At 63.4% G+C, this 18,904-nt stretch carries 13 protein-coding genes; 8 read left to right on the top strand and 5 right to left on the bottom strand.

Translation table 11 applies throughout. From position 1 onward, the window contains the following. The 3 genes from LB519_RS02805 to LB519_RS02795 form a co-directional block, all read right to left on the bottom strand. Nucleotides 1–1,173, bottom strand: coding sequence for an acyl-CoA dehydrogenase family protein (locus LB519_RS02805; protein WP_224618589.1), 1,173 nt, complete (start codon nt 1,171–1,173; stop codon nt 1–3). A gap of 46 nt (nt 1,174–1,219) precedes the next feature. After that, complete coding sequence (locus LB519_RS02800) at nt 1,220–3,010, bottom strand: acyl-CoA dehydrogenase (protein ID WP_224618588.1); 1,791 nt, start codon at nt 3,008–3,010, stop codon at nt 1,220–1,222. A gap of 307 nt (nt 3,011–3,317) precedes the next feature. Next, nucleotides 3,318–3,776: a MerR family transcriptional regulator gene (locus LB519_RS02795; protein WP_013533661.1), complete on the bottom strand. Its 459-nt coding sequence runs from the start codon at nt 3,774–3,776 to the stop codon at nt 3,318–3,320. 455 nt (nt 3,777–4,231) lie between these two features. Here LB519_RS02795 and LB519_RS02790 point away from each other — a divergent pair, with 455 nt between their 5' ends. The 4 genes from LB519_RS02790 to LB519_RS02775 all read left to right on the top strand — a co-directional run bounded on the left by LB519_RS02790 (nt 4,232) and on the right by LB519_RS02775 (nt 11,602). Next, nucleotides 4,232–8,269, top strand: coding sequence for a peptidoglycan-binding protein (locus LB519_RS02790; RefSeq protein ID WP_224618587.1), 4,038 nt, complete (start codon nt 4,232–4,234; stop codon nt 8,267–8,269). Nucleotides 8,270–8,461: 192 nt separating this feature from the next. After that, on the top strand, nt 8,462–9,385 hold the full coding sequence (locus tag LB519_RS02785; protein WP_013533663.1) for a sulfite exporter TauE/SafE family protein: 924 nt from the start codon (nt 8,462–8,464) through the stop codon (nt 9,383–9,385). Further along, nucleotides 9,385–10,176, top strand: a complete 792-nt coding sequence (locus tag LB519_RS02780; RefSeq protein WP_013533664.1) for a TIGR02186 family protein — start codon at nt 9,385–9,387, stop codon at nt 10,174–10,176. Before LB519_RS02785 ends, LB519_RS02780 begins: the two co-directional genes overlap by 1 nt. 169 nt (nt 10,177–10,345) lie before the next feature. Further along, nucleotides 10,346–11,602 (top strand): Hsp70 family protein, encoded by a 1,257-nt coding sequence (locus LB519_RS02775; RefSeq protein WP_224618586.1) that lies wholly within the window; start codon nt 10,346–10,348, stop codon nt 11,600–11,602. Between the two features lie 188 nt (nt 11,603–11,790). On the opposite strand, the gene LB519_RS02770 is transcribed toward LB519_RS02775, so the two are convergent. Continuing rightward, complete coding sequence (locus LB519_RS02770) at nt 11,791–12,252, bottom strand: cupin domain-containing protein (protein ID WP_063173546.1); 462 nt, start codon at nt 12,250–12,252, stop codon at nt 11,791–11,793. 110 nt (nt 12,253–12,362) lie between these two features. On the opposite strand from LB519_RS02770, the gene LB519_RS02765 reads away from it, so the two are divergent. Next, nucleotides 12,363–13,925 (top strand): winged helix-turn-helix domain-containing tetratricopeptide repeat protein, encoded by a 1,563-nt coding sequence (locus LB519_RS02765; RefSeq protein WP_064995704.1) that lies wholly within the window; start codon nt 12,363–12,365, stop codon nt 13,923–13,925. 134 nt (nt 13,926–14,059) lie between these two features. On the opposite strand, the gene LB519_RS02760 is transcribed toward LB519_RS02765, so the two are convergent. After that, on the bottom strand, nt 14,060–14,962 hold the full coding sequence (locus LB519_RS02760) for a LysR family transcriptional regulator (RefSeq protein ID WP_013533668.1): 903 nt from the start codon (nt 14,960–14,962) through the stop codon (nt 14,060–14,062). Here LB519_RS02760 and LB519_RS02755 point away from each other — a divergent pair. From LB519_RS02755 to LB519_RS02745, 3 genes are read left to right on the top strand one after another with little or no spacing between them, the layout of a single operon-like run. Further along, the gene (locus LB519_RS02755) at nt 14,912–15,244 is read left to right on the top strand and encodes a hypothetical protein (RefSeq protein WP_224618727.1); all 333 of its coding nucleotides are present in this window, start codon (nt 14,912–14,914) and stop codon (nt 15,242–15,244) included. The genes LB519_RS02760 and LB519_RS02755 overlap by 51 nt on opposite strands. Continuing rightward, entirely contained in the window at nt 15,241–18,171 is a 2,931-nt protein-coding gene (locus LB519_RS02750) for a molybdopterin oxidoreductase family protein (RefSeq protein ID WP_224618585.1), read from the top strand. Before LB519_RS02755 ends, LB519_RS02750 begins: the two co-directional genes overlap by 4 nt. Next, complete coding sequence (locus tag LB519_RS02745) at nt 18,168–18,902, top strand: 4Fe-4S dicluster domain-containing protein (RefSeq protein WP_027161739.1); 735 nt, start codon at nt 18,168–18,170, stop codon at nt 18,900–18,902. Before LB519_RS02750 ends, LB519_RS02745 begins: the two co-directional genes overlap by 4 nt. Nucleotides 18,903–18,904 lie beyond the last annotated feature (2 nt).

The following is an 18,904-nucleotide window of genomic DNA, read 5'->3' as shown; positions in this document are numbered from 1 at the left end:
TCAGAGAGAGCGTCCGATCAGCAATTTCATGATCTCGTTGGTGCCGCCGTAGATGCGCTGGACGCGGGCGTCGCGGAACATGCGGGCGATCGGGTATTCATTCATGTAGCCATAGCCGCCATGCAGTTGAAGGCATTCGTCGACGACTTTTCCCTGCAGGTCGCTGAGCCAGTACTTGGCCATCGACGCTGTCACGGGATCGAGGCCGCCCGCGATGTGGCGGGCGACGCAATCATTGTAGAAGACGCGGCCGATGGTGGCCTCGGTCTTGAGTTCGGCCAGCTTGAACTGGGTGTTCTGGAAATCGATGATCGCCTTGCCGAACGCCTTGCGCTCCTTGACGTAGTCGATGGTCAGCGCCAGCGCCCGCTCGATCATGGCGATGGCGCCTGTGCCGATCTGCAGCCGCTCCTGCGGCAGTTGCTGCATCAACTGGACGAAGCCCTGCCCTTCCTCGTGGCCGAGCAAATTGGAGGTCGGCACGCGCATGTCGTTGAAGAACAGCTCCGACGTGTCGTTGGCCTTGAGCCCGATCTTGTCGAGGTTACGGCCGCGCTGAAAACCTTCCACCTCGTCGGTCTCGACGACGATCAGCGAGGTTCCCTTGGCCCCCTTCTCCGGATCGGTCTTGGTGACGACGATGATGAAGTTCGCAAGCTGGCCGTTGGTGATGAAGGTCTTGGAACCATTGATCTTGTAGTGGTTGCCATCCTTCTGCGCCCGCGTCTTGACGCCCTGCAGATCGGAACCGGCGCCGGGCTCGGTCATGGCGATGGCGCCGATCAGCTCGCCGGTCGCCAGCTTCGGCAGCCATTTCTTTTTCTGCTCCTCGGAGCCGTAGTGGAGGATATAAGGGGCGACGATCGAATTGTGCAGGCCGATGCCGAACCCGTCGACGCCGACATGGCCAATGGCCTCGATGATGGCGCTCTCATGCGCGAAGGTGCCGCCGGAGCCGCCATATTCCTCCGGCATAGAAGCGCAGAGCAGGCCGGCAGAACCTGCCTTCAGCCAGCTTTCGCGATCGACCATCTCGTTCTTCTCGAACTCGTCGTAGCGCGGCGCGATCTCCTCCGACATGAAGCGATGCGCCATGTCGTAGAGCATGCCGACCTCGTCCGCCGCCCAGGCGGGCTTCGGCAAAGAGAGCACTTCGACGGGATTTGTCGCCACGATTTCCTCCGCGTATCGACAGACAGAAAGGCCAGTGAGGTCGAGCTTAGAACGCTTCCGCCGGCAGTGCCATCAATGTGTCGGCGCCGCTCGAAATGCGGGCGAGATGCGCCGATGTCTCCGGCATGATCCGCTCCATGAAGAAGCGCCCCGTCACGACCTTGTTGTCGTAGAAAGATTGCGCGCCATTGGCGTCCGTCTTACCAAGTGCCACCTTGGCCATCTGAGCCCACATATAGCCCAGAGCGACCAGGCCGAAGAGATGCATGTAGTCGGTCGAGGCGGCACCCGCATTGTCGGGCTTGGCCATGCCGTTCTGCACCAGCCACATGGTCGCCGCCTGCAAATCATTGAGACCTTTCTTCAACGCCTTGGTGAACGGCGCCATCTTCTCGTTAGCGCGGTTCTCCTCGCAGAATTCGCCGACCTCCTTGAAGAAGGCCTGCACGGCGCGGCCGCCATGCAAACCAAGCTTGCGGCCGACGAGGTCGAGCGCCTGGATGCCATTGGCGCCTTCATAGATCATGGCGATGCGGGCATCGCGCACGAACTGGCTCATGCCGTGCTCTTCGATATAACCGTGACCGCCGAACACCTGCTGCGCCATGACGGCGTGGTCGAACCCTTTGTCGGTGAGCACGCCCTTGACCACCGGCGTCATCAGGCCGGTGTAGTCGTCGGCGGCCTGGCGATCCTTGTCATCGCCGGAGCGGTGGGCGATGTCGGACTTGATCGCCGTCCACAGCGCCAGCGCGCGGCCGGCCTCGTTGAAGGCTTTCATGCTCATCAGGCTGCGGCGGATGTCGGCATGGACGATGATTGGATCGGCCTTCTTGTCCGGCGCCTTCGGCCCAGACAATGAGCGGCCCTGCAAACGGTCCTTGGCGTAGCCGACAGCGTTCTGATAGGCGATCTCCGACAGCGACAACCCCTGCAGGCCGACACCGAGGCGCGCCTCGTTCATCATCGTGAACATCGCCTTCAGGCCGCCATTGGGCTCGCCGAGCAGCGTGCCCTCAGCCTCGTCATAGTTCATGACGCAGGTCGAATTGCCGTGGATGCCCATCTTCTCCTCGATCGAGCCGCAGGAGACGGTGTTCCTGTTGCCCGGATTGCCCGACGGGTCGAGCTTGAGCTTCGGCACGATGAACAGCGAGATGCCCTTGACGCCTTCCGGCGCACCCTCGATGCGGGCCAGCACCAGATGGACGATGTTGTCCGACATGTCGTGTTCGCCGGCCGAGATGAAGATCTTCTGGCCTGAAATCTTATAGGTGCCATCGCCGTTCGGCACCGCTTTGGTCCGCAACAGGCCGAGATCCGTGCCGCAATGCGGCTCGGTCAGGTTCATGGTGCCGGTCCAGGCACCCTCGATCATCCTCGGCAACCATGTCGCCTTCTGCTCGTCGGTGCCGTGGGTGATGATTGCCGCGATCGCGCCCTGCGTCAGGCCCGGATACATCATCAAGGACATATTGGCCGAGACCATATATTCGGCGACGGCGGTGTGCACGGCATAGGGCAGGCCCTGGCCGCCGAACTCGACGGGTGCGGCCAATCCCATCCAGCCGCCCTCGCGGTACTGGTCGAAGGCCTCCCTGAAGCCTTTCGGCGTGGTCACCGAGCCATCGTCGTGACGCACACAGCCTTCCATGTCGCCGACACGGTTCAGCGGATGCATGACGTTTTCGGCGAGCTTGGCGCCTTCGGCGAGGATCGCCTCGAGCACATCGGGCGTGGCGTCGGCAAATCCGGGAAGGTTCGAATAACGCTGATAACCCAGAACCTCGTTGAGCACGAACAGCGTATCCTGGACCGGAGCCCTGTATGTCGGCATGCTTTTTCTCCACCCTGCAAACCCGGTCCGAATGCCCCGAAGACAAGCCAGGGCGGCATGCGGACCCATATTGGGAGCGGGATAGCAAAAATTGACGTTTGCGTAAACGTCAATTTTCTCGATGCGACAAGATTCCCCGCCCCCTGGAGCAATGAGCGTAGCGGCGCGACGTTGCGCAAGCCAGCGCCGAAAGGCCATAAGAGTGGGCCAGGACAACGAAAAGCCGCGTGGCAGGCCATGCGGCTAGACAGAACTCGGACAATCAGCAGACGACTTGGTGTCTGGCGCAATTCCTGACGGAATTGCTTCAGCTGGCGGCGCTCGCCTGCGGCGCCGAACGCTCGCTCAGCATCTGGCGCACCGCCGACATCGAGCCGCTGAGCTCGTTGATGGCGTCGTCGATCAGCGCCCGTTGCTTCTGCAGGCGGGCAAGCTGCTTTTCCGACTTGTCCAGCGCAAGCTTGAGCTGCTTGGTGTTTGAACCGGTGGGATCGTAGAGATCCATCATCTGCTTGACGTCGCGCAGCGAGAATCCGACCTTGCGGCCAAGCAGGATCAGCTTGAGGCGGGCCTTGTCGCGGCGCGTGTAGAGACGGGTCGAACCGTCGCGCTGCGGGTTGAGCAGGCCCTTGTCTTCGTAGAAACGCAGCGTGCGCAGCGTCACTCCATATTTCTTCGCCATCTCGCCGATGCGGACGAGGTCCTCGCCGGCTTCGGCAGACATATTGGTATTGGCCGCGGTCTCGCCGGCCGAGATAAGCTTCATGGTCACTGGCTTTCCCCGTCTGGTGGCGTCGCGGTCCTGGACCGTGCGTCGCCTGACTGGAAGCGGGGGCCTGCTTCCAGTCGTGGTTTCAACAAACAAATCGCAAACATGCGCTCAATGCGCCTTTTACGTTTACGTCAATTCTATACCGATTGCCGCAGGATGACGCAAGGGCGTTCTGCGCCCCGCCCTTTATGCCGCACCGTCAGGCCGGCAGCCAACATCCTTTCGATTTCTTAAGTTTGGTTAACGCGTTGTTTACCACGTTGGGGGAAATGTGGGCGCGTCGGCTACCCGTGTTTATCCTGTATCGAATTTTTCACGGTTTTTCGGAGCGCGGGCGAGAGCCCGGGAAGCTCGTCTTCCGCCGCGGCATCGCCGCCGGTCGCCTTCGTTCCGATAGGGACCTGGGGGAACTGGCCGCGAGCCAGCCATTCTGAAAGACGGACGCACCGATGAACAGCAAGCGGTCCTATCTCGATACACTCAATGCCGGCAGGCAGCGCAGGCCGCAGACCACGCTCGATCAGTTGAACCAGTCGCTGGAGACACTGGAGCAGCGGCTGGAGCGGACGCGCGAGGATCCGATGGCACGTCCCGAACTCCGCCAACCCGATCCCCGCCAATATGGTGCCGATGCGCGCTACCCCGCCGCCCGGCCCTCTGGCCAGCAGCGCTGGTATGAGGACCCGCAGCCCGCGTCGCGTCCGAAGAGCCCGATGCAGGGAGCCGCCGCTTTCGAGCAGAATTACCAGGCCATTGCCCGCGATATCGATCGCGTGCGCGGCCAGGAGGATGGCGTTGCCATGGTCGGCAAGATCGCCGGCGAATTGCGCGGCATGCGCGAGGAATTGCGCCACCAGATGACCGCAGGCCTGCAGCGGGAATTCGAAGCGCTGCGCAAGGACATCGAGCGGGCCTTCCAGTCAGGCGCAAGGCCCGGTGCTTCGGCCAAGGGCAGTGCTGAACTCGGCCTTGAGTTCGAGCGTCTTTCGGGCGCCATCCAGACCCTGGCCGAGAAGAGCGACGACAGAAGCGTCAACATGCTGCGGCTCGAGCTCGAACAGGTCAAAGCCGCACTCGAAACGCTGGCACGCGAAGAGAGCGTGCAGAAGGTCGACCGCCGCTGGGACGATTTCGATCGCCGCTGGACGGCGTTCGAAGACCGCGTCGACGCCGACCAGCGCAAGCGCTCGGACGACCCGGGCCTGTCTGCTCTCACCGCCCGGCTCGAGCAGATCAGCAATGCCGTCAACAATTTGCCGGAATCGTTGTCGCTGCGCTCGCTGGAGGAGAAGGTGCGCACGCTTGCCGGCGCTGTCGACCATTTCGCCAGCCAGCAAGACAATCGCGGCAGCGACACGCTTGGCATGATCGACGAGCGGCTGGACGAGATTTCCCGCGCCATCGTGGCATCGACGGTCGCCGCGCAAGCCAATTCATTCGACCACGAGGCTTTCGAGCGCATAGAGAGACGGATCGACTCGCTTGCCGGCCAGATCCAGGAAGTGGCGCAGGATCGTCCCGGCAACGCGGTCATGGACCGGTTGAGCACGCTGTCGGGCCGGGTCGACGAACTCGCCGGCCGCGCCAATCTGCCGGAGCAGGCGATGGAGCGCCTGGCCAAGCAGATCGCATTCATCGCCGACAAGATCGACCAGGCACCCGCCATGCCTGACGCCGACTACATCTTTCATGGGCTGGAGCAACGCTTCGACGTGCTGTCGAGCATGATGGAACGCCGCCAGGGTGACGCCATCGAGCAGGGCAACATGCTGTTCCGCGATCTCGAGCGCAGGCTGGACGAGGTTGCTGACAGGCTCGACCAGCGCATGCCGCAGGTCGACAGCGTCGGCATCATGGAAGCCATCGATGCCCGCTTTACGGCGCTCGCCAAGCGCCTTGAAACGCGTGTGCCCGATCCCGCGGGCGAAGCGGCGATCCGCGGACTGGAGAGCCGGCTCGAAGACATTTCAAGCCGGCTGGACGCGTCGGCCGCACAGGTCGCCGGCATCGATCCGGCGCTGATCCGCAGCCTGGAAGCACAGGTTGCCGGCCTGTCGGCTCATCTTTCCAAGCCCAGCACCCCGCTGCCGGAATTCGAGGACATCAGCCCGCGTCTCAACGAAATTGAAAAGTCGCTCGCAGGAACCCGCGATTCCATCCTTGGCGCGGCGCGCGAAGCGGCCGAGAACGCAGTGCAATCGCTGGCCGGTTCGAGCGCCAATGCGACCGCGGTTTCCGGCCTCGCCCAGGATTTGAAGACGCTTGAAACGCTGACGCGGCGCTCCGACGAACGCAATTCGAGAACGTTCGAGGCCATCCACGATACGTTGCTCAAGATCGTCGACCGGCTGGGTTCGCTCGAACCCGGCGAGCCGGTCGAGGCGATGAGCGAATTGCTGGATGCGGCACCGGCCGAGCCGAGCAACTGGCGCGGCGTGCGCCGACCCAAAATGGCCGTCGACGCGCCGTCGATGGATATCGATCAGCCCCTGCCATTGACTGGGGACATGGCAGATCTCGATGGCCGTGCCGCCGCCATCCTGCGCAATGAGCCGGGTGCACGCGGCGACCTGGGTATGCGTAGCGACCTCGGTATTGGTATTGGCACGCGCACGCCGGCCGAGGCTGCCGCGGCGGCGGCCATGGCCGCGCTCGGTTCGGACACGATCGCCGAGAAAGGCGGACAGGCCGGCGGCCGCAAATCGTTGTTCGGCGGGCTGGCCCGCGCCTTCAAGGGCAAGAAGGAGGCGGATATCCCGCCACTGGCCGGCTCAGCGCCGAGTGCCCCAATACCGAGCGTCGATCTCGACGAGCCGCTCGATCCGAAAATGGCCAACCGGCCGCTGGAGCCCGGCTCCGGCGCACCTGACCTCAATGCCATCATGAAGCGCGTGCGTGACGAGCGCGGCCAGCCGGCCAAGCCCAGCGACACCGATGCCGCGAAATCGGATTTCATCGCCGCTGCCCGGCGCGCGGCGCAGGCCGCGGCCGCCGAGGCCGATGCGCTGAAGCGCCAGTCGACGGTGACCGGACCGGTGAAGGCACTGCGGATCGGCGACCTGCTCAAGGCACGGCGCAAGCCGATCCTGATGGGGACAACCGCGATCCTGCTGGCGCTAGGCGCCCTGCAACTGGGCAAGGCCTTCTTCGCCGATCCGGCCCAGGTGGCGAGCAACGACGTTGCGCCGATCGTCGCCTCGCAGCCGGTACAAACCGCCTCGCTCGATGCCGCGAGCCAGCCAAAGACGGACGCGCAGCCCGCGGCAGTGGAAAGCGCGCCGGACCATGCCGTCAGACAGGCCGAGCCATCCGCACCGGCAACCAAGGACGACATGGCCGCGCAAAGAATGATTGCCATGCCGTCAGGCGCCGAGCCGTCGATGGGTGCCGCGCCGATCGCAGAACCGGTTCCCGCCCCCGTCGCCTTGGCTACATCGGCCGATGCAAACCCAGCGGTGTCCGAGACGACGACAGCCTCGCCTGCGCCGGCCTCGACCGTTCCGGTCGCCGCCGAACCTGCCGATACCGATACCGACACCGGCATCCACCCTGTGGCGACAGAGCCGACCACCGCCAAGGACACCACGGGCGCGGTTCCGCCGGTGGACGCTTCGCCGGCGACGACGGCAAAATTCGACATTCCCGCTGACGCCGGCCCGGCCGCCTTGCGTGATGCCGCTGCCAGCGGCGACGCCAAGGCGCTGTTCGAAATCGGTTCGCGCTATGCCGAGTCGCGCGGCGTCAAGGAAGACATGGCGGCAGCGGCCAAATGGTACGAGAAATCGGCGGAACTCGGCTTCGCGCCGGCCGAATACCGTATCGGAAATTTCTACGAAAAGGGCATCGGCGTCGCGCGCGACATCAAGAAGGCGAAGACCTGGTACCAGCTTTCCGCGGCACAGGGCAACGCCAGCGGCATGCACAATCTGGCCGTGCTGTTTGCCATGGCGGCTGACGGCGTGACCGACAATGAATCGGCCGCGCACTGGTTCCAGGCGGCGGCCGACGTCGGCGTCAAGGACAGCCAGTTCAATCTCGGCATCCTCGCCGCCAAGGGCGTCGGCATGAAGCAGAACCTCGAGGAGTCCTACAAATGGTTCGCGCTCGTCGCCAAGACCGGCGACAAGGATGCGGCGGCCAAGCGTGACGAGATCGCCAATGCGCTGCGGCCCGAGCAGCTCGAGCGCGCCCGCGCCGCGACCGAGCTGTGGAAGGCCAAGCCGCTGGATGCGGCAGCCAACTCGGCCGACATTCCCGAGTCCTGGCAGGACGGCGCGCCGCAGACGACCGCCAGCATCGACATGAAGAAGGCCGTCCAGAACATCCAGCGCATTCTCAACAAGAACGGCTACGACGCCGGCGGCGCCGACGGGAAGATGGGCCAGAAAACGAAGACCGCGATCATGGCTTTCCAGACCGACAACAAGATGGCGGCGACCGGCGAAGTCGACGAAAACCTGGTGAAGGCACTGCTGGCGCGCAAATAACGGCAGAGGCGTCGCTTCCACGACGCCCTTGCCACACATTCGCCTGTTAACTGATTGAGATGTTTTTTGTTTCGGCGGCATAGCGCGGTTTGACTTCGCAGCACCTCCGGCGCAAGAACGAATTGGCTTGTCGGTCCAAGATGCCCGCAACGGTTGCATTCGCCGACAGGCAGAACTGATCGAGACTGACGGGTGGGCATCTATCTCCCGATCGCGGAAATTTCCGTCAATATCTTCGTCCTGCTGGCCATGGGCGCGGCGGTGGGTTTCCTGTCGGGCATGTTCGGCGTCGGCGGCGGCTTCCTCATCACGCCGCTCTTGATCTTCTACAACATCCCTCCGGCGATCGCTGTCGCCACTGGCGCCAACCAGGTCATCGCCTCCTCCGTCTCCGGCGTCCTTTCGCACATGAAGCGCGGTACGCTCGACCTCAAGCTCGGCGGGGTGTTGCTGGCCGGCGGCATTGTCGGTTCCACCGGCGGCATCTACGTCTTCGCCTTCCTGCGCAGGCTCGGCCAGCTCGACCTGTTCATCTCGCTGCTCTACGTCGTGCTGCTCGGCACTGTCGGCGGGCTGATGCTGGTCGAAAGCGTCAATGCGCTGCGCGCGACGCGCAGCGGTGCGGCGCCGGTGCTGAAGAAATCCGGCCAGCACAACTGGATCCACCGCTTGCCGCTGAAGATGCGGTTCAGGGCGTCAAAACTGTTCGTCAGCGTCATCCCCGTACTTGGGCTTGGCGCCGGCATCGGCTTCCTGTCGTCGATCATGGGCGTCGGCGGCGGCTTCATCATGGTGCCGGCACTGATCTATCTGCTGAAAGTGCCGACCAATGTCGTCATCGGCACCTCGCTGTTCCAGATCATCTTCACCTCCGCCTATACGACGCTGGTCCACGCCACCACCAACCAGACAGTCGATGTCGTGCTGGCCTTCCTGTTGATGGCGGGCGGCGTCGCCGGCGCGCAGTACGGTGCCAAGGCCGGCCAGAGGCTGCGCGGCGAGCAGCTCAGGGCCTTGCTGGCACTGCTGGTGCTGGCGGTGGCGATACGATTGGCGATCGATCTTTTCGTCACCCCGCCCAACCTCTATTCGCTGTCTGCCGCGGGCCTCAACTGATGAAGGCTCGCAGCACATTCGCAACCGCCATTGTCCTGTCGCTGCTTGCGGCCGCCGTGCCGGCGAAGGCGCAGGTCCCGCTGACCGAAGGCATCCAGATCGGTCTCTCCACCGACAACGTCTCGATCACCGCCGGTTTTTCCGGGGCCGATCTGACCATCTTCGGTTCGCTGGAAAACCCGGATCCACTCGTCGCGCGCCAGGGCCGCTACGACGTCATCGTCGTGCTCGAAGGTCCGCCCAAACCGGTGGTGGTGCGTCGCAAGGACAGGGTGCTCGGCGTCTGGGTCAATCTGGACTCTGAGACCTTCGAAAACGTGCCCGTCTCCTATTCGGTGGCGACGACGCGGCCGCTGCAGGACATCACCGAACCCAACAGCTACAAGCAGCTGTCGCTCGGCGCCTCCAACCTCTACATGCAGCCCGCCGATGCCGGCGACAGCCCGGCGACGATCGAGGAGTTCACGGCGGCACTGCGGGAGCGCAAGTCGGCGACCGGCCTCTACAGCGAGAATGTCGGCGGCGTGCAATTCCTGTCGCAGAACCTTTTCCGCGCCACAGTGAGGCTGGCGCCAAATGTGCCGGTTGGAACCCACAAAGCCCGCGCGTTCCTGTTCAAGAGCGGCCTGTTCATCAAGGAAAGCTCGGCCCAGCTCGAAATCCGCAAATCCGGTTTCGAGCAGTCGATCTTCCGTGTCGCGCACAATTATTCCTTCCTCTACGGCGTCTTCGCGATATCGCTGGCCATGCTGACCGGCTGGCTCGGAAGGCTGATCTTCCGGCGAGATTAGGATTTTCCCCGAAAAGTGGTTTCCCTTTGCCGAGGCATGCGGTAGACCGCGCTCCCCAGCCAAATGGCAGACACAAACAATTCGGTTCGGCAGAGCAGCCCGTCCCCGGACAGCGCGCGATTTCTCATGGCGCCTGTCGGCTCGCCGACGACAAATGCAGGAACTTGTCATGCGACCAGCCTTCGGCGGCATCGACTTCGGCACTTCGAACTCCACCGTGGGCGTGGTCCGCAACGGGCAGCCGCGCCTCGTCGCGCTGGAGAACGGCCAGGTCACGCTGCCCAGTGCCGTGTTCTTCAACTTCGAGGACAACCGCACCTGCTTTGGCCGCCAGGCCATCGCCAATTACACCGACAGCATCGAAGGCCGGCTGATGCGTTCGCTGAAGAGCGTGCTCGGCAGTTCGCTGGCCCATGAAAAGACCCGCATCAAATCGCGGTCGATCGGCTTCATGGAGATCGTCGGCATGTTCCTCGGCCATCTCAAGAAGAGGCTGGAAGCCGATGCCGGCGATACGGTCGAGACCGTCGTTCTTGGCCGGCCGGTGCAATTCGTCGATGACGATGCCGAGGCCGACGCGAAGGCGCAAAGCGAACTCGAGAACGCCGCACGTGCCCAGGGCTTCAAGCACATCGCTTTCCAGTTCGAGCCGATCGCGGCGGCGCTCGACTACGAGCAGAAGGTGACACGCGAGGAACTGGCGCTGATCATCGATATGGGCGGCGGCACGTCGGACTTCTCGATCGTGCGGGTCTCGCCGCAGCGCTCCCGTTCGCTCGACCGCAAGGACGACATCCTGGCCAGCCGGGGCGTCCATATCGGCGGTACGGATTTCGATCGGCTGCTGAGCATCGCCCATGTCATGCCGCAGCTCGGCTATTTGACGCCGACCAAGGACGGCAAGCGCAACCTGCCGGCAAGCTATTTCATCGACCTCGCCACATGGCAGCGCATCAACCTGGTCTACACCGCCAAGGCGATGACGCATCTGCGCCAGATCCGCTACGAGGCCGAGCGCGCCGACCTCGTCGACCGTTTCATCCACGTCGTCGAACACCGCTACGGACACGCGCTGGCCGCACGTGTCGAGAAGGCCAAGATAGACCTGACCGACAGGTCATCCGCAGAGGTCGCTGTGAAGCTGCCGGGTGCGGAGTTCACCGCCGAAATCACGCGCAGCGGGCTCGACGCGACGATTGCCAGGGACATCGAGCGGGTCACCGCAACGGTCGGGCAGACTATCAGGGACGCTGAGGTGAAGCCGTCCGACATCACCGCGGTGTTCCTGACCGGCGGATCGACCGCGATCCCGCTGGCCAAACGAGAGATCCTGTCGCTGGTGCCGCAGGCATCCGTCATCGAAGGCGACATGTTCGGCTCGGTCGGACTTGGCCTGGCGCTGGATGCGCAACGCAAGTTCGGCTGAGGCTTTCTTCGAGCGGTCCAGCTTTTCAGAGATTACTGATCCGCTTTAGGCCAGGTCGTGTACCCATAACCTTCGGCGTGATGCGATGAAGATCACGTCCGCTTTGCGCCGATAGCGACCAAGCTCGTGCGCCAGCGCGATATGTCGCAATGGGCCAGAAGCTGCCGTGGGGCCGCCGTGACAGATGCCTACCCGCGTGTCGTCAAAGTCGAGAGCTGGTCAGTATCGTAGCGGTTCCGCAGCTCAGCGAGGGCTTTTGGGTCCGGCGCACCCTGCGCCGCGAGTCTGGCAAGTTCTTCGAAGTAGCGTTCGTGGCCAGGCGGAGAGACGGTCATCAGCACGCGGGCGGGTCTCTCACTGACATTCGTGATGTCGTGCGGCACTCCCGGTGGAATGAACAGATAGGTTCCGGGCGTTGCGCGAACCGTCTTGTCGCCGACATGCCACGCACACTCACCTTCGAGCAGGTAGAACGTCTCTTCCTGCACACGGTGAACATGCCGTCCGGTGGCGAATCCCGCTGGGATCGTCCAGTCGAACATGCTCGTGTGCTTGGTGTTTTCGCCGGTGACGAGGAAGACCATAGGTTGACCACGCAGCATGATCCCCTTCTTCTCGTCGGGCATGCGAATAATGGCATTGGCGCTCATAGGATCCTCCTTTGACTGGGTGCTTACTTCCGGCAAGCACCTGTGCAACATTGGCCGTCGATGCCGGGAAAGTCGTGAATTCGTTCCCAAAAATTTGCTAAAAGCGTTGGATGACAATCGGAGGCGACCTTTATCAGTTTGGCCCGTTCCGTCTCGATCAGGTGGCGGGCATTTTGTATCACGGCGCCGAGCCGACCATGCTTGGGCAACGCGCCGTTTCGCTTCTGCGTTTGCTGCTCCAAAACGCGGGCGTACCGGTATCCAAAGACGCGCTGGTCGAAGCCGGCTGGGGCAAATTGGCGGTTGCCGACAACAACCTGACGGTTCAGATCGCGGCCTTGCGCCGGGTATTGGCCGACGCAGCGGATGCTGAGAGCTGGATCGAAACACTGCCGCGCCGAGGCTATCGCTATGTAGGACCGGCTGTTGCGACGAATGTCCCTGATCGTTTTGCAGCCGCCCGCACCGCGTCGGCGCCGACCTTGCCTGAGAAGCCTTCCGTCGCGGTCCTGCCGTTCTCGAATTTGAGCGGAGATCCGCAACAGGAGTACTTCGCCGATGGAATGGTCGATGACATCATCACCGGCCTGGCACGCATAAAATGGCTTTTCGTTATCGCGCGAAACTCGACCTTCGCTTACAAAGGCCGCGCCGTGGACGTGAAGCAGGTCGGCAGCGAGCTTGGCGTACGATATGTCCTCGAAGGCAGCGTGCGCAAAGCTGGCGGTAGTGTGCGCGTAACCGCTCAGATGATCGATGCATCGACCGGCGCGCACGTGTGGGCCGAGCGCTACGACCGCAGTTCGGAGGACATTTTCGCGCTTCAGGACGAAATCGCGCTATCAGCGGTGGGCGCGATTGCTCCAAGCTTGCGAAAAGCGGAAATTGAACGTGTCAGGCGGAAGCGCCCAGAGAGTCTCGACGCATACGATCTCGTGCTTCAAGCCCAGCCTGATGTCGATACAGGTATGCCGGAACAAGTTACGAGAGCACTGGCGCTTCTTGAGCGTGCCATCGCACTCGAGCCTGCCTATGCCCTTGCGCATGGCAATGCAGCAATGTGTCATCATTGTTTGTTCCTTCGTGCCGGGCTGCAGGAATTCAACCGTGCGGCTTCGATCCGGCACGCCCGATTGGCCATTGTCCATGGACAAGACGATGCACTCGCTCTGACATGGGCAGGGTTTTCGATCGGCATGGACGCGCATGATCGCGCCGCTGCATTCACGGCGTTAGACGCAGCCCTCGCCATTAGCCCGTCATCGGCGCTGACTTACATTCTTGGCAGCGTCGTTCTCGGATGGGCCGGCGAAGCAGAACGCGCGATAGAATGGAGCCAGAAGGGTATCCGGCTAAGCCCGTTCGATTCGTGGGCTTGGGCCGCGTTTGACGCCCAAGCTATGAGCCATTTGCTGCGCGGGCGTTACGAAGAAGCTTGTCGCGCAGCCTACAAGTCCGTTCAAGCCAATCCGGCACACAGCATCACCTACGTGCAACTGACCGCTGCGCTCGCCAAACTCGGCCGGCTGGACGAAGCGAGGGCCGCCGCCGCGCGCGTGCGCGAGCTTCAGCCGGGCTTCCGCTACAGCCGCCAATTTGCTGGCGTGCGCTGTGCGCCAGCGCTCGCGGAGACTCTGGGAAGCGCGCTGCGGGACGCCGGATTGCCAGAGTGACGGCTGGGCGTCGAGGCGGACAGCGCTAGCGAGCCCATCTGGGGAGGAAGGTCGTGGTGAGGCGTTTCAATCAGCCACTCGATACAAAGTACCAAGACCTCCGAGCCAACGGCAAAGCCGCAAACTCTGATACTCTAGCCCGCCGACGGGGCATCCGCCTTGCCGTCGAGATGCGCCTTAAGCGCCATCTGGGCCAGGCTTGCCTGGCGATCGCGATGGGTGATCATGGCGAAGTCGCGTTTCGGCAGTTCGAGCGGCACCGATCTCAGACTGCCTTCGGCCACGGCGCGAGCCGCGACAAGCTCGGAGATGATGGTGGCGCCGGCCCCCGCCTCGACCGCCTGGCGAATAGCTTCATTGCTCGGCAGCACCAGGAATATCTGGAGGTCGGCGAGCGAAATGCCTTCGTGGCGTGCCAGATCCTCCAGCACCTCGCGCGTACCCGAACCACCCTCGCGGATAATCCAGCGCAGGCCCTTGATGTCAGGGCGGCCGGGCGCGACTTCGGGGATCTCCGGATGCGCGCTGGCAACCACCAGCATCAGCCTGTCGACGTCGACCTTGGTGCGGCGCAGGATATCGGACTCGGTGCGGCCTTCGACCAGGCCCAGATCCGCCGCGCCATCGAGGACATTGGCCTCGACCTGCCTGGTGTTGCCGATGGAGACGCTCAGCCTGACGGCCGGATAGGCTTCGTGGAAGGAAGCCAGCCGGCGCGGCAGCCAGTAGCTGGCGATGGTCTGGCTGGCGGCGATCGAGAGGCTGCCGGTGACGGTCTGCGAGACATGCTCCAGCACATTACGGGCAGCGGCGGCCCGTTCGAGCACGGCCTTGGCCTCGGGCAGGAACCGATGGCCGGTCTGGGCAAGCTCGATGTTGCGGCCGACGCGGTTGAACAGGTGGACGCCGTGCTGTTCTTCAAGCGCCCGGATGGCCGCCGATGCCGCCGACTGCGAAATGCCCAGCAGTTCCGCCGCCTTGGTCATATGGCCGCGCTCGGCGACGGCGACGAAAATCCGCAACTGATCCAGGGTCATGTCCGTATTAAGAACCAATATCGATCGAATTTACAAGAACAACTGATTAGACAGATCGATAGCTTTATTCTAAGTTTTCCGGCGAAGTTAGAAAAAATTCGCCGAAAGATCGCAGAGAGCAGAATGATCGGGCGTTTCAGATCCCTGCTTGCGCATTGGATCCGCGGCATAAGGCGGCGGCTGGCCGGTGATCGCTACCACCCGGAAGAGCATTATATGCGCGGCCCCGGACCGAAGACGCGGGCCAAATCCATGCGCCGTACAGGCGCCACCGGATCATGATGCAGGGACCGCCGCGCGGCGCGAATTCGGCGCCATCGCAACGCCCGCTTGCCGACACGCGAGCGCCTTACGAAGGCGACGGCGTCGACACCTCGCCTGCCGTTTCCGACAGCATCGCCAAGACGACCTGCTACATGTGCGCCTGCCGCTGCGGAATCGATGTACACATCAAGGATGGCAAGGTCCGCTACATCAACGGCAACAAGGACCACCCGGTCAATCGCGGCGTGATCTGCGGCAAAGGCAGCTCCGGCATCATGCAGCATTACAGCCCGGCAAGGCTGAAGAAGCCATTGCTGCGCGCCGGCCCGCGCGGCTCCGGCGAGTTCCGCGAGATCGAGTGGGAAGAGGCGCTCTCGATCGCTTCGGAACGGCTGTCGAACATCCGCCGGACCGACCCCAGGAAACTCGCCTTCTTCACCGGCCGCGACCAGTCGCAGTCGCTGACCGGCTGGTGGGCGAGCCAGTTCGGTACGCCGAACTTCGCCGCCCATGGCGGCTTCTGTTCGGTCAACATGGCGGCCGGCGGCCTCTATACGATCGGCGGTTCGTTCTGGGAGTTCGGCGAGCCCGACTGGGACAACACCCGGTATTTCATGCTGTTCGGTGTCGCCGAGGATCACGATTCCAACCCGATCAAGATCGGTCTCGGCAAGCTCAAGGCGCGCGGCGCCAAGGTCGTCTCGATCAATCCGTGCCGCACCGGCTACAATGCCATTGCCGATGACTGGATCGGCATCCGGCCCGGAACAGACGGCCTGTTCGTGTTCGCCCTCATCCACGAATTGCTCAGGGCGGGTCGCGTCGATCTCGAGTATCTGCTGCGCTACACCAATGCCCATGTTCTCGTCGTGCAGGAGCCAGGTGCCGCCGATGACGGGCTGTTCGTGCGCGACGCCGACGGCAATCCGCTGGCTTGGGACAGGGTGGCGAAGACACCGGTCAGCGCCGCCGATGCCGGTGCGAAACCGGCGCTGACCGGCAGCTTCACGATCGGCGGGCGCCGCTGCGTCCCGGTGTTCCAGCTGATCGCCGACCGCTACCTCGATGAGAGTTACGCACCGGACTCGGTCGCCGAGCGCTGCGGCATTGCCGCCGACACGATCCGCAGGATCGCCGCCGAACTCGCCCATGTCGCCTTCGAACAGACGATCGAATTGCCGATCGCCTGGACCGACTGGGCCGGGCGCCGCCACGAGACGATCAAGGGGCGGCCTGTCTCGATGCACGCCATGCGCGGCATCTCTGCCCATTCGAACGGTTTTCACACCTGCCGCGCCATCCATCTCCTTCAGGTGCTGTTGGGCACGGTGGATGTTCCCGGCGGTTTCCGTTTCAAGCCACCCTACCCCCGATCCGCGCCGCCCGGACCGAAGCCGGCGGGCAAGACCGTCAAGCCGATGACGCCGCTCGACGGCATGCCGCTCGGCTTCGTCTGCGGGCCGGACGATTTGCTGGTCGACGAGGCCGGCACGCCGCTTCGCATCGACAAGGCCTATTCGTGGGACGCGCCGCTGGCCGCGCACGGCCTGATGCACACCGTCATCCGCAACGCCTGGGCAGGCGATCCCTACAAGATCGACACGCTGATGATGTACATGTCGAACATGGCGTGGAATTCCTCGATGAACACCGTCGAGACCATGGCGATGCTGACCGACAGCGACGAAGCGGGCAACTACAAGATCCCTTTCATCATCTATTCCGACGCCTATTATTCCGAGACCGTGCCGTTCGCCGATCTGGTGCTGCCGGACACGACCTATCTCGAGCGCCACGACTGCATCAGCCTGCTCGACCGGCCGATCAGTCATGCCGACGGACCGGGCGACGCCATCCGCCATCCCGTCATCGAGCCCGACCGCGACGTCCGGCCGTTCCAGTCGGTGCTGATCGAACTCGGCGCCCGGCTCGGCCTGCCTGGTTTCGTCGATGAGGACGGCTCGGCCAGATACCGCGACTATGCCGACTACATCGTCAACCATGAGCGCACGCCCGGCATCGGCCCGCTCGCCGGCTGGCGCGGCAAGGATGGGACCTCGACCGGCAGGGGTGAGGCCAACCCGGACCAGTTGCAGCGCTACATCGACAATGGCGGCTTCTGGCATCATGATTTCGCGGACGACCAGCGCTATTACAAGATGGCCAACCGCTCCTATCTCGACTTCGCAGTGCAGATGGGTTTTATCCCGAAAGCCGAACCGATCGTTTTCCAGCTCTACTCGGAGCCTATGCAGCGCTTCAGGCTCGCCGCGCGTGGCCATGGCCGTGTGGTGCCGCCGAAAGGCGATCGCCAGCGCATCGAGACCTACATGGACCCGCTGCCGTTCTGGCACATGCCCTTCGAGGAAGCGGTCGTCGACCTCGAAAAATATCCGCTGCATGCGCTGACACAGCGGCCGATGCACATGTACCATTCCTGGGGTTCGCAGAATGCATGGCTAAGGCAGATCACCAGCCAGAACCGGCTGTTCGTGCATCACCGGACGGCAGCCGGTCTCGGCCTTGTCGATGACGACTGGGTGTGGATCGAAAGCATCAACGGCAGGGTGAAGGGGCAGATCAAGCTGATCGACGGGGTGAACGAAAGCACGGTCTGGACCTGGAACGCCATCGGCAAAAGGCGCGGCAGCTGGGGGCTGAAGGACGACGCGGCCGAGAGCAATCGCGGCTTCCTGCTCAACCATATCATCGGCGACCAGACCTCGGCTGACGCGCAGGGCAAACGCTATTCGAATTCCGATCCGGTGACGGGCCAGGCTGCGTGGTTCGACCTGCGCGTGCGCATCGTCAAATGCGCAGCCGAAGAAGCCGGGTTCACCGAGCCGCAGTTCCAGCGTTTCCTGCAGCCGCCGCATTTCGAACCCTCGCCCGACAGACTGACTTTCGGCGCCGAATTCCGCAGGGCGAGAGAGGCGACCAAATGACCTGTCTGCCAAGTCAAAGCGACAAGAAACTCGGCCTTGTGATCGACCTCGATACCTGCGTCGGCTGCCAGGCCTGTGTCACCGCCTGCAAGGAATGGAACACCGGCGGCCACATGGCGCCGCTGACCGACATCGATCCCTATGGCGGCCATGTCGACGGCGTCTGGTTCAACCGCGTGCACAGCTATGAGCACACCACCGAGATGGGCGGACGGACGGTGAACTTCCCGCGCTCCTGCCTGCATTGCGAGACGCCGGCCTGCGTCACCGTCTGCCCGACCGGCGCCTCCTACAAGCGGGCTTCGGACGGCATCGTGCTGATCGACGAGGACAAGTGCATCGGCTGCAAATTGTGCAGTTGGGCCTGTCCCTATGGAGCACGCGAATTCGACACCGATGTCGGGGTGATGAAGAAATGCACGCTGTGTGTCGACCGCATCTACAATGACAATCTGGCCGAAGAAGACCGCGTGCCGGCCTGCGTCGCCGCTTGCCCGACCAGTGCCCGGCATTTCGGCGATCTCGGCGATCCCCTGTCGGCTGTTTCGCAACTGGTGGCGGAGCGTGGCGGCGTCGACCTGATGCCTGAGCTCGGCTATCGTCCGACCAACAAATATTTGCCGCCGCGCGCCCACACCGCGCGCGCCGCATCGGTGGCCGCGCCGGCATTGGAACCGGTGCGGGCCGAAGGCGGTTTCCTCGGCTGGGTCGACCGCATGCTTTCGAACTGACC

This window comes from Mesorhizobium sp. AD1-1 (assembly GCF_020164655.1).
GTDB classification, from domain to species: domain Bacteria; phylum Pseudomonadota; class Alphaproteobacteria; order Rhizobiales; family Rhizobiaceae; genus Mesorhizobium; species Mesorhizobium ciceri.
The sequence above is the reverse complement of the archived record's forward strand: the minus strand, read 5'-3'. Positions and strand labels throughout refer to the sequence as shown.

Excerpts from the sequence above, each read along its gene's own strand:
- LB519_RS02800 (WP_224618588.1), bottom strand. The coding sequence starts at position 3,010 with ATGCCGACATACAGGGCTCCGGTCCAGGATACGCTGTTCGTGCTCAAC.
- LB519_RS02795 (WP_013533661.1), bottom strand. The coding sequence starts at position 3,776 with ATGAAGCTTATCTCGGCCGGCGAGACCGCGGCCAATACCAATATGTCT.
- LB519_RS02790 (WP_224618587.1), top strand. The coding sequence starts at position 4,232 with ATGAACAGCAAGCGGTCCTATCTCGATACACTCAATGCCGGCAGGCAG.
- LB519_RS02780 (WP_013533664.1), top strand. The coding sequence starts at position 9,385 with ATGAAGGCTCGCAGCACATTCGCAACCGCCATTGTCCTGTCGCTGCTT.
- LB519_RS02775 (WP_224618586.1), top strand. The coding sequence starts at position 10,346 with ATGCGACCAGCCTTCGGCGGCATCGACTTCGGCACTTCGAACTCCACC.
- LB519_RS02770 (WP_063173546.1), bottom strand. The coding sequence starts at position 12,252 with ATGAGCGCCAATGCCATTATTCGCATGCCCGACGAGAAGAAGGGGATC.
- LB519_RS02765 (WP_064995704.1), top strand. The coding sequence starts at position 12,363 with ATGACAATCGGAGGCGACCTTTATCAGTTTGGCCCGTTCCGTCTCGAT.
- LB519_RS02755 (WP_224618727.1), top strand. The coding sequence starts at position 14,912 with ATGGCCGCGCTCGGCGACGGCGACGAAAATCCGCAACTGATCCAGGGT.
- LB519_RS02760 (WP_013533668.1), bottom strand. The coding sequence starts at position 14,962 with ATGACCCTGGATCAGTTGCGGATTTTCGTCGCCGTCGCCGAGCGCGGC.
- LB519_RS02750 (WP_224618585.1), top strand. The coding sequence starts at position 15,241 with ATGATGCAGGGACCGCCGCGCGGCGCGAATTCGGCGCCATCGCAACGC.
- LB519_RS02745 (WP_027161739.1), top strand. The coding sequence starts at position 18,168 with ATGACCTGTCTGCCAAGTCAAAGCGACAAGAAACTCGGCCTTGTGATC.